General features: G+C 64.1%; 14 protein-coding genes and 1 tRNA gene. 4 read left to right on the top strand and 11 right to left on the bottom strand.

Features of this window, described 5'->3' with window-relative positions; genetic code table 11:
* Positions 1-520: 520 nt before the first annotated feature.
* Entirely contained in the window at positions 521-1,186 is a 666-nt protein-coding gene (locus RCI06_RS12710) for a hypothetical protein (RefSeq protein ID WP_306576277.1), read from the bottom strand.
* 80 nt (positions 1,187-1,266) lie between these two features.
* Positions 1,267-1,349: transfer RNA gene (locus tag RCI06_RS12715), tRNA-Leu, on the bottom strand.
* 244 nt (positions 1,350-1,593) lie between these two features.
* Here RCI06_RS12715 and RCI06_RS14380 point away from each other — a divergent pair.
* Entirely contained in the window at positions 1,594-2,040 is a 447-nt protein-coding gene (locus RCI06_RS14380) for a YHYH domain-containing protein (protein WP_347295252.1), read from the top strand.
* A gap of 69 nt (positions 2,041-2,109) precedes the next feature.
* Here RCI06_RS14380 and rsgA read toward each other — a convergent pair whose 3' ends face one another.
* The 3 genes from rsgA to RCI06_RS12735 form a co-directional block, all read right to left on the bottom strand.
* Positions 2,110-3,501, bottom strand: coding sequence for a ribosome small subunit-dependent GTPase A (rsgA, locus tag RCI06_RS12725; protein WP_306576278.1), 1,392 nt, complete (start codon positions 3,499-3,501; stop codon positions 2,110-2,112).
* Between the two features lie 618 nt (positions 3,502-4,119).
* Complete coding sequence (locus tag RCI06_RS12730; RefSeq protein WP_306576279.1) at positions 4,120-5,289, bottom strand: iron-containing alcohol dehydrogenase; 1,170 nt, start codon at positions 5,287-5,289, stop codon at positions 4,120-4,122.
* A 28-nt stretch (positions 5,290-5,317) separates the two neighbouring features.
* Positions 5,318-6,244 (bottom strand): aldo/keto reductase family oxidoreductase, encoded by a 927-nt coding sequence (locus RCI06_RS12735; protein ID WP_101550203.1) that lies wholly within the window; start codon positions 6,242-6,244, stop codon positions 5,318-5,320.
* Positions 6,245-6,393: 149 nt separating this feature from the next.
* On the opposite strand from RCI06_RS12735, the gene RCI06_RS12740 reads away from it, so the two are divergent.
* Both RCI06_RS12740 and RCI06_RS12745 read left to right on the top strand, forming a co-directional pair.
* Positions 6,394-7,176, top strand: coding sequence for an EFR1 family ferrodoxin (locus tag RCI06_RS12740; RefSeq protein ID WP_306576280.1), 783 nt, complete (start codon positions 6,394-6,396; stop codon positions 7,174-7,176).
* Complete coding sequence (locus tag RCI06_RS12745) at positions 7,173-7,577, top strand: MerR family transcriptional regulator (protein ID WP_101550199.1); 405 nt, start codon at positions 7,173-7,175, stop codon at positions 7,575-7,577. The genes RCI06_RS12740 and RCI06_RS12745 overlap by 4 nt, the downstream gene beginning before the upstream one ends.
* A 44-nt stretch (positions 7,578-7,621) precedes the next feature.
* Here the strand turns inward: RCI06_RS12745 and RCI06_RS12750 are convergent, their stop codons facing one another.
* The 6 genes from RCI06_RS12750 to RCI06_RS12775 all read right to left on the bottom strand — a co-directional run bounded on the left by RCI06_RS12750 (position 7,622) and on the right by RCI06_RS12775 (position 14,865).
* Positions 7,622-7,795 (bottom strand): hypothetical protein, encoded by a 174-nt coding sequence (locus RCI06_RS12750; RefSeq protein ID WP_276873765.1) that lies wholly within the window; start codon positions 7,793-7,795, stop codon positions 7,622-7,624.
* A 156-nt stretch (positions 7,796-7,951) separates the two neighbouring features.
* A complete protein-coding gene (locus RCI06_RS12755) occupies positions 7,952-10,054 on the bottom strand; it encodes a sensor histidine kinase KdpD (RefSeq protein ID WP_306576281.1) in 2,103 nt (700 codons plus the stop codon).
* On the bottom strand, positions 10,029-10,724 hold the full coding sequence (locus RCI06_RS12760) for a response regulator transcription factor (protein ID WP_277138654.1): 696 nt from the start codon (positions 10,722-10,724) through the stop codon (positions 10,029-10,031). Before RCI06_RS12760 ends, RCI06_RS12755 begins: the two co-directional genes overlap by 26 nt.
* Positions 10,725-10,966: 242 nt before the next feature.
* Entirely contained in the window at positions 10,967-12,121 is a 1,155-nt protein-coding gene (locus RCI06_RS12765; RefSeq protein ID WP_306576282.1) for a hypothetical protein, read from the bottom strand.
* A gap of 125 nt (positions 12,122-12,246) precedes the next feature.
* Positions 12,247-13,455 carry a GGDEF domain-containing protein gene (locus tag RCI06_RS12770; RefSeq protein ID WP_306576283.1) on the bottom strand — a complete coding sequence of 403 codons (1,209 nt, stop codon included), beginning with the start codon at positions 13,453-13,455 and terminating at the stop codon, positions 12,247-12,249.
* An 81-nt stretch (positions 13,456-13,536) separates the two neighbouring features.
* Complete coding sequence (locus RCI06_RS12775; RefSeq protein ID WP_306576284.1) at positions 13,537-14,865, bottom strand: MATE family efflux transporter; 1,329 nt, start codon at positions 14,863-14,865, stop codon at positions 13,537-13,539.
* An 85-nt stretch (positions 14,866-14,950) separates the two neighbouring features.
* Between RCI06_RS12775 and RCI06_RS12780 the strand changes: the two genes are divergently transcribed.
* Entirely contained in the window at positions 14,951-15,778 is an 828-nt protein-coding gene (locus RCI06_RS12780) for a MerR family transcriptional regulator (protein ID WP_306576285.1), read from the top strand.
* The last annotated feature ends 38 nt before the right edge of the window (positions 15,779-15,816 follow it).

Here is a 15,816-nt window from a genome sequence, read left to right on the forward strand (position 1 = left end):
CGCGTATTCCGTCCGTCCCCCCGCCGCCCCTCCGGCCGCGGTAACGTGCTTATTATACAACATCGGCATTTGCCTTGTAAAGCCAGAAAATGGATGCCCGCAGCGCCCAAAAGGTTGCAAAACCGGCGAAAGCAGAGGCGTTCCGCCCCATTTCCGTGACTGCGGCAAACGGTTCACAGAATATACACAAAGTTATAAACACTTTCCACCGAGTTTTCCACAGGACCGTTTCCCCGTAATCAGCGAGACGGCCCCCTTCTCCCCCGTCGTTTCAACAGCTTATCCACTGTATATTCGTCCGGGGCGCGGAAAATATACATGCATTTGTCCGCCAATGAAGGGCGGCGCCTGTCCGGAAGAAGGATTATACTTGAAGTCATACACCCCTTACGTGTCAAAATCTAACCGGATTCCTGCACCCCGCGCCCGCTTTTTTCCATCGCGGCGCCTCCGGCGCGGGAAGGCAAAAAAAATCCGGACGCAAAGCGTCCGGATTTTCGGCATGTCCGGAAGAGCGCCGCTATTCGGCGGCCTCCGTCTTTTCCCGCGCGCGGCGGGGGAGGATCGGCGGGAACAGCCCCATTTTCACGCCGATGCGGTGGAAGAGCAGCGCGAACCCGACCAGCAGGACGAGCTGCATCGGGACGACGATGTATCCGTTGAGGGTGTCGTAGCCGTAAACGGCGTGCCCGCCCTCCATGTCCACCATCAGGTCGGTGCGGGTGAGCCCGCCGTAGGGGGCAAATCCCTCGACAAGCTCCGCCGGCAGCTCCCCATGGACGATCGTCCCCACCGGCAGGAGGATGTCGTGGCTGTAGAGGCCTGGTTCCCCGTCGTCCCGGATCGCGTCATGGTTGATACTCGCCGCGATCCGGCTGCCGTCCTCCAGTTCGAGCGCCTCCCACCGCCGGCTTTTGTAGAAAGGGCCGCCGTTGTTGAGGACGGCGTACAGGTCGCCGCCGAAGGTGAACGTCCCGTGCTCCAGCATCTCGTCCAGCGTGCGCGCCCGGAAGGTGTCCCCGGCGGCGGGCGCGCCCACCGTCCCCGCCCCGCCCGCGTTGGAAGCGGCGTAGGACTCGTAGAGCGCGGGGAAAACGGCGTGGTTGAAGAGCCAGACGATCCCCAGCATGATCGGCAGAGCCAGCAGCAAGGAAAGCCAAATGTCAAAACGCAGTCTCCGTCTCAAGGAAAAGCCTCCTCTATTCGACGCCCGGCGCGCCGGACAAAAATAAAAACACCAGCCGCCGCAGCGACTGGTGTCTTTTTTGGTGCGGTGGATGGGACTTGAACCCACACGCTCGCGCACACGCCCCTCAAACGTGCCTGTCTGCCGATTCCAGCACCACCGCATGTCCATCAGGACCGAGGGCAAATCAAAAGCCGAGCTTCACTCGACGAATTATACCTTACCATATTGATGCGGGAATGTCAAGGTGAAAAAGAGAATTTGTTGGAAAAATTGCCTTTACAGCGGACGGCTTTTTGATCACGCCGCGCAGCCGCGGCGCGGATGGTTTTTCCTCCGCCGTTCGACAGATTTCGACATTCCCAGTATTTTCCGGAGGGTACAATGGGTGCAGGAGGTGTTGTCCCATGAAAAAAATGCTCTGCGTCCTGCTGTCCGTCCTGCTGCTTTCGCTGCCGGTTTCCGCCCATTCGGGGCGCACCGATTCCGCCGGCGGCCACCACGACAACAAAAACGTCAGCGGGCTCGGCCCCTACCACTACCACCACGGCTATCCCGCGCACCTGCATCCGAACGGCGTCTGCCCCTACGAGAGCGCGCCGGCGGTCCCCGCCGCTTCCGCGCCCGCCGAGGCCTCCGCCCCCGCGGCGGCGGCCGCGCCGGCCGTGACCGGCAAGACGGACGCCGAGAAGGCGCTCTTCCTCGACACCTATATCGCGCTCATCCAGGGGGAGGGCTCCACCGTCTACCACAGGCTCGGCTGCACCGACTTTGACGAGACGGCGGGCTTTGTGGCCTACAACACGGCGAACGCCGAGGCGATGGGTTACACCGCCTGCACGAAATGCCACTGAGCGGGCAGCGTCCCGCGCCGCAGAAAAGCAGCCGCTTACGCGGCTGCTTTTCATTTTCCCAATCCCCGCCTACGGCTTCTCCGGGGCGGCTTGCCAGAGCGGGAAGGGCGGCTCCGCCAGCGGCTTCACCGCGATGGACATGAGCAGGGCGGGGTTGTCGTCCGCCGCGATCCGGTTCGAGCTGAGCGCGCCGCACGCCCGGCAGCGGTGGATGAGGGCCCACTCCCCGTCCTTGCGCACCCAGACGCCGATGGGGTCCATCGTGCCCCCGCAGAGCGACGCCCGGTCCCCCGGGCGGTTGTCGACATGGAAGCTCGACAGGCAGCGGGGACAGTGGTTGCGGTGGCGGCTCCCGGCGTCCTCCGGCGTCACCAGAGCGCCGCAGACCTTGCAGGTGAAGCTCTCCATGCAGGACTCATGGCGGTAGTCCGCCTTCTTCCACTGCCGCAGGGTCTTGGAGAGCTCCTTCTGCCGGCGCTGCTTTTCCCGCAGGAAATCCGCCTTGCTTCCGGAAAGCCGCGATTCCTCCCGGAGCTTCCGGTAGGACTCCCAGCGTTCGGGCGAAAGCTCGCCGCGCCGGATCGCCTCCGCCACCGCGCAGCCGGGCTCCCCCTGGTGGCGGCAATCGCTGAACCGGCAGTGCCCGAGGTGCTCCTCGACGTCGGGGAAGCCGCGGGAGATTCCCTCCTCCGCCTCCCACATCCCGAGCTCGCGCATGCCGGGCGTGTCGATTGCCAGCACGCCGTTTTCCAGCAGGAGCAGCTGGCGGTGGGTGGTCGTGTGCCTGCCCCGCCCGTCCTTTTCGCGGATGCCGGAGGTGCGCATGACCTCCCCGCCCGCCAGTGCGTTCACAAGGGTCGACTTTCCCGCGCCCGACGGGCCGAGGAAGACGACCGTCCTGCCCGGCTTCAGGTAGTCGGCGAGCTGGTCGAGGCCGTACCCCGTGCGGGCGCTGACCGCGAAGACCCCCGTCCCGGCGGCGAGCTTTTCCGCCGCGCGGAGCTGGTCCGTGAAGTCCTCCACGGCGTCCGCCTTTGTGAGCAGGACCGCCGGGACGGCGCCTGACTGCCACGCGAGCGACAGGTACCGCTCCAGCCCGCGCGGGCGAAATCCGCTCCCGAGCGGCTGCAAAATGAAGACATAGTCGAAGTTCGCCGCCACCGCCTGCTCCCCGTGCCCGGACGAGGAGGGGTCCCGGCGGGAGAACCGGGTCCTGCGGGGCAGCATCTCCAGGATGCGGCTTTCCCCGTCCTCCCGCCAGTCGAGCAGGACGAAATCCCCGACCGTCGGGCCGGTCTCCCCGTCCTCGCGGCGGGCGTCCGCCGCGAGGCGCGCGAGGCCGGCGCCCCTGTCGCAGACGATCTCAAAGCAGCCGCGGCGGACCGCCGTTATGCGCGCCGGAATTCCCCGCGCGTCCTGCGGCAGGTCTGTCCGGCGAAATCCATATTGTTCGATATTCAAATGTTGTTCCCTCCGAATAAAATACAGGTTCCAAATGTTCGGCCGTTCCGGCCTCTCCTTTCCATCCGGGCTTTCCTCACCAAGACGCAAAAATCCCGCGGAAACAGAACCTTTCAGCCTGTCTCCGCGGGATTGTCCGGCGTGCCGCTGCGCGCGATCAGGGCGCAAAAAAGGACACGCCAAACGTGTCCTGCGCTGCGCAGCCTGCTGCGCGACAGTATTCACGAAAGGTGGCGCAAACGTCGCAAAAGCGCCGGGCGTTCCCCGCGCTCCCGCTCCGTTCCGGGCTATTCGGTTTTAGTGGAAAGCCACCTCATAAATTGCCGACATCAAGCGTTACTCCCTGTATGTTCCGATCAAACGGAAGGATTTGCAGATATCATATCCCATTTCGCGCAAAAATGCAAGGGGGAATTTTTCCCGCGCCGCGCGGCCGCAGGAAAAACCGGCAAAATCTCCGCCGAGGCGGGGGCAGGCGCGCAACCGTCACGCCGTCCTGGACGGCGGCGCGCCGGGGCTCGACGCCTGCGCCTAGAGCCGCGCGGAACTCTTCCGAGGCGCGGCCCGGCAGGGCATCTGACAAAAGAGGCCCCGGACAATGTCCGGGGCCTTTTACCGTTACCGGTAGGACTCCTCCAAAATTTTCAGCGCGTCCGCGTCGGAGAGGGGCGCGGGGTCGACCTCGTAGAGGCCGCCCATCGTCTCCCGCGCGTTGCGGGCGTACTTTTCAAGCTCCTCCCGCTTCATGCCGTAGCCGCTCATCCTGATGTCGTCCACGCCGCAGGCGCGCATGAGCTCCTCGAGCGCGGCGACAAAGTCCATCGGCTCCTTCGCGTCCTTCCTGCCGAGGGCCTTTGCCATATCAACCATCCGCTCGTCGCAGCAGCCCGCCTTCGCCCAGTGGGTATAGTAGGCGCGGCTCACCGAGATGAGCGCCGCGCCGTGCTCGAACTGCGGGTGATAGGCGCTGATTGCGTGGGCGAGGCTGTGCTCGGAGGTGCAGCCGGAGGTCGATTCGACCATGCCTGCCAGCGTGTTGGCCAGCGCGACGTCGGCGCGCGCCTCGAGGTTGCCGCCGTCCGCGACCGCCGCCGCGAGGCTTTTGCCGATCAGCTCGATCGCCTTGAGTGCGTAGAGGTCGCTGAGCACGTAGGCGGTGCAGTTGAGGTACCCCTCGGTGCTGTGGAAGAGGGCGTCGAAGCCCTGGTAGGCGGTCAGCCGCTTCGGCACCGTCAGCATCAGCTCGGGGTCGACGACCGACAGCACCGGGAAGGTCTTGTCATAGCCGCCGCCGATCTTCTCGTTCGTCTCGGTCTTGGTGGTCACCGTCCAGGGGTCGGCCTCGGTGCCGGTACCCGCCGTCGTCGTGATCGCGACGACGGGAAGCGGGTCGTTCGGAGGGGTGAGTCCCTTTCCGGTGCCGCCCGAGATATAATCCCAGTAGTCCCCCTCGTTGGCCGCCATGATCGCGATCGCCTTGGCGGAGTCGATCGCGCTGCCGCCGCCGAGCCCGACGACGAAGTCCACGCCGTTTGCCTTGGCGAGCGCCGCGCCCTCCATAACGTGGTCCTTGATCGGGTTGGGCAGGATCTTGTCGAAGAGCAGGTGCTCCGCGCCCGCCTTGTCAAGCTGCTCCTCGACCCGCGCGAGGTAGCCGTATTTTTTGACCGAGGTTCCGCCCGTCGTGACGATGAGCGCCTTTTTGCCGGGCAGCTCCTGCCGCGACAGCCGGTTCAGCATCCCCTTGCCGAAGAGGATGCGGGTGGGAATGTAGTAGTTGAATTTCATCTGATATCGCTCCTTTATCTCGTTTGAATCAGGGCAGGACGTTGCCCGCCGCCTGATAGATCGCGTACCACTCCTCACGGGAGAGGGTGACGTCCGCCGCGCGGCAGATATCCGCGAGCCGCCCGGGATTCATCGTGCCCGCGACCGGCTGCATATGGGCCGGATGGCGGAGGATCCACGCGATGGCGACCGTCGTATTGCTGACCCCATGCCGCTCCGCGATCCCGTCGATCACGCGGTTGAGCGCGGGAAATTTGTCGCTGCCGAGGAAGACCCCCTCGAAAAACCCATACTGGAAGGGGGACCAGGGCTGGATCGTGATGTCGTGGAGCCGGCAGAAGTCGAGCACGCTTCCGTCGCGGCAGAGGGCGGAGTCGTTTTCCATGTTGACGTTGAAGCCGTTGGAGATCATGTTGCAGTTGGTGATGCTCAGCTGGAGTTGGTTGGCCACGATCGGGCGGGGACCCATCGCGCGCTGGAGCAGCTTCATCTGGCCGGGGTTCTGGTTGGAGACGCCGAAGTGCCGCACCTTGCCCGCGGCGGCGAGCTCCTCGAACGCGCCGGCGACCTCGTCGGGCTCCATCAGCGCGTCGGGGCGGTGGAGCAGCAGCACGTCCAGGTATTCGGTCCCGAGCCTGCGCAGGCTGCCCTCGACCGACTCGATGATGTGCCGCCTGCTGAAATCGAACATGCGCGGGTTCTTGACGATGCCGCATTTGGACTGGAGGATCAGTTTTTCCCGCACCGACGGGCTCATGTGCGCCGCCTTCGCGAAGATCTCCTCGCAGGCGCCGTCCCCGTAGATGTCCGCGTGGTCGAAAAAGTTCGCGCCCAAATCGAGCGCCGCCTGCACGAACCGTTCGGCGGCGGGGCCGTCAAGGTTGTTTATCCGCATACAGCCGACCGCGACGACCGGAACGGTCGGCCCGGCGGCGCCCAGCTTCATCGTTCTCATGCTTTCACCGCATCCTTTCTCCGCTGATGATATTCCGCCGCTTGCGCCGCGGCGGCGTTTCTGGTACGATATGATTATAGACCTTAGAGTATGCTCGAAGTCAATACCCCCAAAAAATATTCTTCCCCGGTGAAAGGAGGCGTCCCGGCGTGATCGGTCTCTACCTGAGCGGAACCGGCAACACCAGATACTGCGTCGAATACCTGCTGCGCCTGCTCGACGAAACGGCGGAGGCGGTGCCCATCGAGGAGGAAAACGCCGCCGAACGGGCCGCGGCGCATTCCTCGATCGTTTTGGCGTACCCCATCCAGTACTCCAACGCCCCGCTGATGGTGCGCGCGTTCATCCGGGACCACGCGGAGCTCTGGCGGGGAAAGCAGGTCCTCTGCCTGGCGACCATGGGCGCGTTCAGCGGCGACGGCGCGGGCTGCGCCGCCAGAATCCTGAAGAGGTGCGGCGCCGCCGTCACCGGCGGCCTGCACCTGCGCATGCCCGACTCCGTCTGCGACAGCAGGCTTCTGAAAAAGCCGCTCGAGGAAAACCGGAAAATCGTCAAAGCGGCGGAAAAAAAGATGCGGGAGGCCGTCCCCCGCATCCTGGCCGGGGACTTCCCAAGGGACGGGCTGGGGCTCTCCCGCCGCATCGCGGGCCTGCTGGGGCAGCGCCTCTGGTTTTACGGCAAGACGGCGCGCTATTCCGATGGGCCCAAATTCAGCGGAGCGTGCGTCGGCTGCGGCCTCTGCGAAAGGGTCTGCCCCATGCGCAACCTTTCCATGCAAAACGGAAGGCCCCTGCCGCGCGGCCGCTGCACCATGTGCTACCGCTGCATCAGCCTCTGCCCGCGGAAGGCCATCACCCTCCTCGGGAAGGAAGTCACAGAACAGTGCCGCATCGAAAACTACCTGTCGAATGAAAAGGAGGACGCGGAATGAGCTACACCATCGCGCAGGCGGCGCGGCGCGCGGGGCTGACCGCGCACACGCTGCGCTATTACGACAAGGAGGGGCTGCTGCCCTTCGTGGACCGGTCCCCCTCGGGGTTCCGCGCCTTCAAGGAGAGCGATTTCGAGTGGCTGTCGGTCATCACCTGCCTCAAGAGCACGGGGATGCCCATCCGGGATATCCGGCAGTTCATCGACTGGTGCGTGCAGGGCGATTCCACGCTGGCCGACCGGCTGGCGATGTTCCGGCGGCAGAAGTCGATCGTCGAGCAGCAGATCTCCCAGCTTCAAAAGCACATGGAAAAGATCAACCACAAGATCCGCTATTACGAGATCGCCTGCGAGGCCGGCACCGAGGACGCGGTCCGCGGCATCCCCTGCGACGAGCTGTGAGGAGAAAAGGCCGGGAGCCCCGCGGGGCTCCCGGCCTTTTCTCCTCAGCCGTCCTTTTTGCGGAAATGGAGGACCAGCATCGCCGCCGCCCAGGCCCCGAGCGGGACGAGCAGCCACCGGTAGGACACGGCGATATACGCCGAGGTCAGCGCCAGCAGAATGAGCGCGACCAGGGCGACGCAGAGCAGCCCGACGAGGAACAGCTTCTTTCCCGACATCCCGTTCCCTCCCCCACTTTTTTCTGCCCCCATCATACCATATCGCGCGCCCAAGAAAAGCCCCCGCGCCGATTTCTAACGGAATCTTAATCCGCGCCCGCACCGGACGGCGAAAGGCCCGCGGCAGAGCCGCGGGCCTTTCGCTTTCGGGGTGCTCTATTCATCCGTGGGTTCAGGAGGAGCCTGTTCATCGGACGGCACGCCGCCCGCCGCGACCAGATATTCCGCCTCCGGTATGCCATCCCCGGGCGCGTCCCCGTCCTCCCGCAAAACGGGGGCCGGCTCCTCCGGCCGCGGGGCCGGCTCCTCCTGGCAGAGGGGCAGCGTCACCGTGGCCTTGAAGAGGTCTCCGTCCAGCTCGATCGACAGCGCGCCGCCCGAAAGCTCCACAAAGCTCTTGGCGATCGCGAGCCCGAGCCCGCTGCCCTCTCCGGTGCGGGAGGCGTCCCCCCGCTGGAACCGCTCGACGATGTCCTCGGCGGTGAAGGTCATCTCATAGCTCGCCACGTTTTTGAAGGAGATCTCCGCCGTCTCCTCCGCCTGCCGCACGACGATGTAGACGCGGGTGCCGGCGAGGGAATATTTGAGGGCGTTGCCCAGCAGGTTTTCAAAGACGCGGTGCAGCTTCCTGCCGTCCGCCCAGACGAAGAGCCGCTGGGGGGCGAGCTGCGCCTTGATCTCCACGCCGGACGGGTTCACCCGTTCGTCCATCTCGGCGATCGTCTGCTCGGCCAGCGCGACCACGTCGATCCGCTCGGGTTCCAGATCGATCGCGCCGCTGTTCGCCTTGGAGATTTCAAACAGGTCCTGCACGAGGTGGCTGAGCCGTCCCGCCTTCTGCCCGATGATCTTCACATAGTCGTTGGCGAAATCGGGGGTCAGGTTTTCCTGCCCGAGCAGGTCGGCGTAGTTGATGATCGAGGTGAGCGGCGTTTTGAGATCGTGGGAGACGTTGGTCACCAGTTCGACCTTCATCCGCTCGCTGCGCACCTGCTCCTCGACCGCGCGGCTCACGCCGCTCATGATGTCGCTGAGGTCCTCCCCCAGCCCGGCGAAGTCGCCCCGCAGCAGAAGCGGCCCCTGGACCGTGCCGCCGCGGATGCCCGCCGTGTAGTCCACCACCTTGGAGAACTCGTCCATGTTGCGGTTATATTCGAGCACGAAGCGCGCGAGCAGGAAGATGCCGAGCGCCAGCACGCCGACGTCGAGGATCCATCCGACCGGCCCGAGCAGGATCAGCACGCCGAACACGACCAGAAGGATGAGCTCCACGCCGATCAGCACGGCCAGCCGGGTCTTCATCCGCTCGAGGAACTCATAGGGGCTCTCGAGGCTCCTCATGAACCGCACGACCGACATGGGGATGTTGTTCCGGAAAAACTCCCTGCCGTTGACGGCAAGGTCGGCCAGCACGAGCCAGCACCACCAGAAGCAGAGCAGAAAGACGGAGATGCCGGGCGCGGGGCCAAGCTCCCCGCTGAACGTCGCCCACAGCGTCCACCCGCCGAAGCCGAGCGCGGCGGCCGAGAGGAGGAGCTTGACCTCCATCCACAGCCGGCCCATCGCGGAGGCGATGGCGCGGTGCGCCGCGCCGAGGGTGCGGTGGGCGATCAGCGTGCCGAGCAGCACCAGCAGGGCGAGCCCCGCGACGGCGCCCGCGGCGGAAAGCACCATCATCCACCGGAACCAGCGGTAGTATTCGCTGTAGACGGGGCCGTAGTTGAGCATCTGGTCCCGCGCCTTGACCGCGATGGCGATCGTCGGGGATTCGGCCCCAAGCCCCCCGGAGGAGAAGCTCGCGGCGTAAGGGGAGCGCCAAAGGGAGTCGTATTCGCGCTCCTGAACGCCGCTGCCGAAGGTGAAGAGCCGTTCCTTCATATGGATCCCGTTGATGTAGACCACGTGGTCGTACTGCCCCGCGCCCACCTGCTCCAGCAGGTCGGCGGCGAGCAGCTCCCCGTTTCCGGAGGCGTTCTTCGACCAGTTCTCCCGGGTGGCCCCGTCATAGATGTCGAAGCTGACGTTGTCCTCCCCCCACAGCAGGGTGTCCGCCTCCTGCTTGCCGCGCGCGATGTCGTAGGCGTCCCCGATGAGGGAGCCCATCAGCCTGCGGTAGCTCGCGGTGTCCTTGTAGTCGGCCGCGACCTCGTTTTCCAGCGCGAACGGCGTGAGAATCCCCGCCGTCAGCAGGATCGACAGGCTGAGGAAGAAGAGGAAGAAACACAGCCCCGGCCTACGCTTTTTCGATTTTGTAGCCAATGCCCCACACCACCTTCAAATATTTTGGTTCCCGCGGATTGATTTCGATCTTCTCGCGGATGCGCCGGATATGGACCGCGACGGTGTTTTCCGGCGCGAAGCTCGGTTCGTTCCACACCCGCTCGTAGATTTCATCGATCGAGAACACCCGCCCCTGGTTGCGCATGAGCAACTCCATGATCTTGTATTCGATCGGGGTGAGCTTGACCTCCTCGCCGTCGACGGTGAGGCGCTTCTGGTGCACGTCGAGGGCGAGCCCGCCCACCGACAGCACCTCCGACGCGCCGCCCGCGTCCGCGGCGGTGCCGAGCTGCACATAGCGGCGGAGCTGGCTTTTGACCCGCGCGATCAGCTCAAGGGGGTTGAAGGGCTTGGTGATGTAGTCGTCCGCGCCGAACTCCAGCCCAAAAATTTTGTCGGTGTCCTCGCTCTTCGCCGAGACGAGGATGATGGGGATGTTGTGCTCCTCCCGGAGCTTCAGCATCGCCTTGATGCCGTCTAGCCGGGGCATCATCACGTCCATCAATATCAGGTGGATGGTGTGGCTGGCCACGACGTCGAGCGCCTGCAGGCCGTCGTACGCTTTATAGATCTGTAAATTTTCCCTGCTCAGATAGATCGCGATCGATTCCACGATCTCCCGGTCGTCGTCCACGACCAGCACACTCAGTCTCTCTTCCATTCGTTTTGTCCCCCCGCAGGCGATTGCGGCCTCGGCGCAATCCGTCCGGCCGCGACCCTCGTTTTCATGATTATACCACACCTCCCCTCTCTCGTCATGCTTCGATGATACCAGACAGTTCTTTCCTGCGGGTCGACAAAATTCTTACAATTCCCTTAACAAATTGCGACAAAATACAAAAGGTGCGGGTCCCAAACGGGACTCGCACCTTTTGTATACGGATTATGCAATTAACCAATCTTTACTGTAATGGTTCCTTCTTCGGAATCATAGCGGCTGCTGCTCGGGACAAATTTGAATTTGTATTCACGGCCGTCATCAATGGTGTTGCTGTCGTTGCTGACCCACTTGACGGTGCCCTTGACCTCGTCGCCGTTGTCGTCGTACGCCTTGACGATCTTTTTGAGGTCGCTAAGGAGCGATCTCAACTTGACATCTTCGTCCTTGGCATAGAGAACATCCTTTTTGAGCACAAGTTCGATGTCACCGGAGGCCACGTCGAGATAGATCTTTACCGAACCGTCGACCGGCGCGTAGGACTTGTCGTCCGGCGTGAAGGTGAAGGTGTAGCTCTTTCCGCTCTGGATCGAACGGTTGTTGGAGGTGGTCCATTTGGCGTCGCCCGCGAGGTAGGTGCGGGTGGCGTAGTCATAGACCTCGAGGTTGTCGTTGAGCTCGTCGAGCACGTCGCCGAGGGTCGCTTCATCCTCGTCCCAGTAGATCGAATCGATCTTGACGCGGTAGTCGCCCTTCGAGCCGGTGGAGGCGGAGGAAGAGGCGGCGGGCTTCGTCGCCGCGGGCTTCGTCGCGGCAGGCTTCGTCGCGGCGGCGGTCGGGGCGGCCGTCACGGCGGCGTTCGCCGAGGTGGTGATCTTCGCGGTCTTGGAGGTGACGTCCTTCTTGGTGACCGTCGCGCCCTTGGCCAGCGTGATGTTGGCGGCCGCGGTCACCTTGAGGGTGCCGACCTTGCCGTTGATCGCGACCGGGTTCGGGGTGTCGACCGTCATTGTGGTGACGTTTGCGGTCGCGCCGAGGGTCACGGCCACGCCGTCGTTGAGCTCCTTGGCGAGCGTCAGAGAGGCCATCGGGCCGCTGAGCGTCAGGGAGGTCTGCTTGCCGACCGTCACGTTGCGGGCCTTGCCGGTCGAATCGGTAAAGCAGACGAGCAGGTCGCCGTCCTTATGGGTGGTCAGCTTGATGTTGGCGGTTTTGATCGGGTAGGAAGCCGACGCGCCGTTACGCGTGAAGAGAATCTTGTCCGCCTGCGCGGTGACGCTGTAGGTGCCGGCGGTCTGGGTGGTCGCGGCGCTCGCCATCACGGCGAGGCTCAGCACCATCATGGCGGCCAGCAGGACCGCGGTAAACTTCTTGCCAAGCTGTTTCATCATCTTGTCCCCTTTTCTGTTGACGTTGGTGTTTGGGTCCGTCCCGCCCGCTGCGGGATGCTGTTTTCATTATACTATGGAAATGTTTCCAGTTCAATTATAATCTGTGTCCGTTCTGTGTTTTGTCAAATTTCGTCAGCCGGACGGGACGCGTCCTTCTTCATCTCCCGCTTGCGGCGGTACATCTCCCGGTCGACCCGCGCGATAAGCGGGGCCAGGTCGTCCTCCCCCTCCCGCAGGCTGTCCCAGCCCGCGGCAAGGCTGACCGGCAGGTTGCCCGCGGCATTGTGCGCCTCTATCGCGGGATAGAGGTTTCCCAGCAGCGCCGAAACCTTGTCGGACGGCGTGCCGCAGGAGAGCAGCATGAATTCGTCCCCGCCCAGCCGGAAGATCTCAAACGCCTCCCCCAGAAGCCGCGTCAGCAGCTGCCCCGTCTCGCGGAGCAGGCGGTCGCCCCATTCGTGACCGCGCGCGTCGTTGACCTCCTTGAGGTTGTTCAGGTCCGCCGACACGCACCATACCGGCCGGTTGTGGACAAGGTCCGCCTCGATCTCCTTCCGCCGCCGCTCAAAGGAGGCGCGGTTGGCAAGCCCGGTCAGGCTGTCGACATAAGCCATCCGGTAGTAGACCTGCTGCAATTCGAGCTGGCTCTTTTGCAGTTCCAGCCGCGTCTGCAGCAGCAATTCGCTCTGCTCGCTCTCGGAGAGCTTCACCATGCGCACGATCGCCTGGTAGATCACCACGTAGGTCGCTAGCACCGTCGCGCAGAAGAACAGCACCACGGGGATGTATTCCCTCCGCCCGATCAGCGGGGCCGGATAGGTCACGAGCAGGTAGAGCATCGCATAGAAAAGGACCGACACCGCGGCCAGCATCCCCCAGCCGGTCGAATGCTCCGCCATCACCCGCCGGTAATTGCCGCGGATGCGCAGGAAGAGCGCCACCAGCAACCCCATCAGCGCAAGCCGGAAAAAGAGGCTGACCCAATCGTCGCCGCCGAGCAGGACGGCGGAGATGCGGGAAACGGCGATCAGCATGAACCCCAGCACGTCGATCGTGCAGAAGGTAAAGAGGAACCGCCCGTCCCGGTATTTGGAGAGCAGCAGGCAGGCCGTGAGGCTTGGGATCGAAAAACAGACGAGGGAGGCCTGCCCCGGCGTAAGCCCAAGGCCGAGGACTGCGGCGATGTAGGCGGCGGCGGTCGCCGCGAAGACCGCGGATAACAGGGCCGCCGTGCGGCGCATGGGATAGCGCGGCTCGGTGAGCAGCAAAAAGAGCAGCATCAGCCCGCCGCAGGAGACGATATCCCCCGCCAGAGCCAGCGCGTCCGCCATTACCATCCCTCCAGCATCGAACTGCCTCCAGTATATCACAAACCTCCCGGCAATCCAAGAGGCCGGAGGGATCAACGCGGCTTACAGATACCGGTAGGCCTCGCGGCTGCGCCAGAGGAAGAGGGCGGCGACCCCCGCGGTGGCCAGCTCCGCGAAGGGGACGGCCAGCCAAATCCCCGTCACGCCGACCGCCTTCGGCAGCAGGACCAGCGCAACGATCAGGAAGCCGAAGGTGCGCAGGAAGGAGATGGCGGCGGAAACCCGCCCGTTGGAAAGCGCGGTGAAAAACGCAGAGGCGAAAATATTGACCCCGGCGAAGAGGAAGCTCAGGGAAAAGAGCAGGAAGCCCTCCCGCCCGATCTCATAGACCGCCGTGCCGGGCGGGGAAAAGACCCCCACGAGGGGCCCCGCCAGCAGCAGCGAAACCCCGAAGACGACCGCCGACGAGCCGCCGATGAACAGGGCGCAGATCTTGAAGAGCCGCTTGAGCTGGAGGGTGTTCCCGCTTCCGTAGTTGAAGCTGACGACCGGCGCGACCCCCATCGAAAAGCCGAGGTAGAGCGCGGTCAGCAAAAACTGCGCGTAGAGCACGATGGTGATCGCGGCCACCCCGTCCTCTCCGAGGTAGCGGAGCATGAGGATGTTGAAGAGGAAGGTGGTCACGCCGGTGGAGATGTTGGTCACCATCTCGGAGGAGCCGTTGAAGCAGCTCTCCCCGAGCGTCCGCCAGTCGAGCTTCGGGCGGGCGAAGCGCAGCGGGTTTTGGGAAAAGAGGAAATAGGCGACCCCCGCCAGGGCGGGGATGCACCAGCCGATGGCGGTGGCCACCGCCGCGCCCGTGATGCCCATCCCGGCGGGCACGATAAGCAAATAGTCGAGCACCGCGTTGGAGATCCCCGCCGCGATCGTCAGCCCGAGCCCGAGGCCGGGCCGCCCCGCCGTGACAAAGAAGCTCTGGAAGAGGATTTGCAGCACCGAGGCGGGCACAAAGAGCATCAGCGTGCCCAGGTAGGCCTTGCAGTCGGCCATCAGGCGACCGTTCGCGCCGAGCATCGAGCAGAGCGGTTCGAGGAACGCGAGGCCCAGAACGCCGATGACGACGCCCGCCGCCACACCCGCCGCGACGATGAGGGCAAAGCTCTCCCGGGCGCCCTGCGGGTCGCCCTCGCCCAGCTTGCGCGCGACGATCGCGCTGCCGCCGGTGGAGAGCATGATGGCCACCGCCAGCACGAGATTGAGGGCCGGATAGACGATGTTTGTGGCGGAAAGCGCGTCGGTGCCGACGAACCGGGAGACAAAGATGCCGTCCACAATGGTATACATCGACATGAAAATCATCATAATCACGGTCGGCAGCGCGAACCGCAGCAGGGATCCGAAGTGGAACTCCCTGGAAATCGCGGGATGCATGAGAAATACCTCCTGTTGTAAAAAAAGTCACTGCGGTCTATAATAAACCATCGGGTAACCCGATAGTCAAGGGGGAATTTAAAAAATGGGAAAGAATCCGCAGTACCTCACGACGGGCGAGTTCGCGCGGCTGTGCGGCGTAAGCAAGCACACCCTCTTCCACTACGACGAGCTGGGCGTCTTCTCCCCCGCCGTCAAGGCGGAAAACGGCTACCGTTACTATTCGATGGCGCAGATCGACGTCTTCTTCGTGATCTCCACCCTCAAGGAGCTCGACATCCCGCTGCGGGAGATCAAGGCCTACCTCGACCGGCGCAGCCCGGAGGAGCTGGTCCGGCTGCTCCAGGGGGAGGCGCGCCTGCTCGACGAAAAGATCCGCCGCCTGCGGCGGATGAAGGAACTCATCCGCCGCAAGGCGGAACTCACCGAAAGCGCGCTCGCATCCTGGCCGGAGGGTCCCTGCGTCCGTCCATTTCCCGAGAAATACCTCGTGCGCACCCAGGTGCCGCCCCTCACCAGCGAGCGCAGCGCCGCCCTGTCGCTGGCCGAGCACGTCCGCTTCTGCGACGAGCACGAGATCGTCAGCCCCTACGCGACCGGCTCGATGATCGGGCTTTCCGAGGTCGAGCGGGGGGATTTCACCCGTTATTCCCACTTCTACACCCAGCTGGACGCGCCCCCCAGGGGCCTGCCCGTCTACGTCAGGGAGGCGGGCAGCTACCTCACCGCCCGCCACTGCGGCGGCTACGACTCGGCGCATGAGACCTACCGGGACCTGCTCCGGTACGCGCGGGAGCAGGGGCTCCCGCTGACGGGCAGCTTCTTCGAGGACGTGCTGCTCGACGAGCTGTCGGTCAGCGGATATGAAAACTACGTCCTGCAAATCTCCATCCGCCTGGATGAGGCGGGATGAGCGGAGCAATAAAGGGCCGGAGGCGGTCGCCTCCGGCC

This window comes from Anaerotruncus massiliensis (ex Togo et al. 2026) (assembly GCF_030825285.1).
Taxonomy (GTDB): domain Bacteria; phylum Bacillota; class Clostridia; order Oscillospirales; family Ruminococcaceae; genus Anaerotruncus; species Anaerotruncus massiliensis.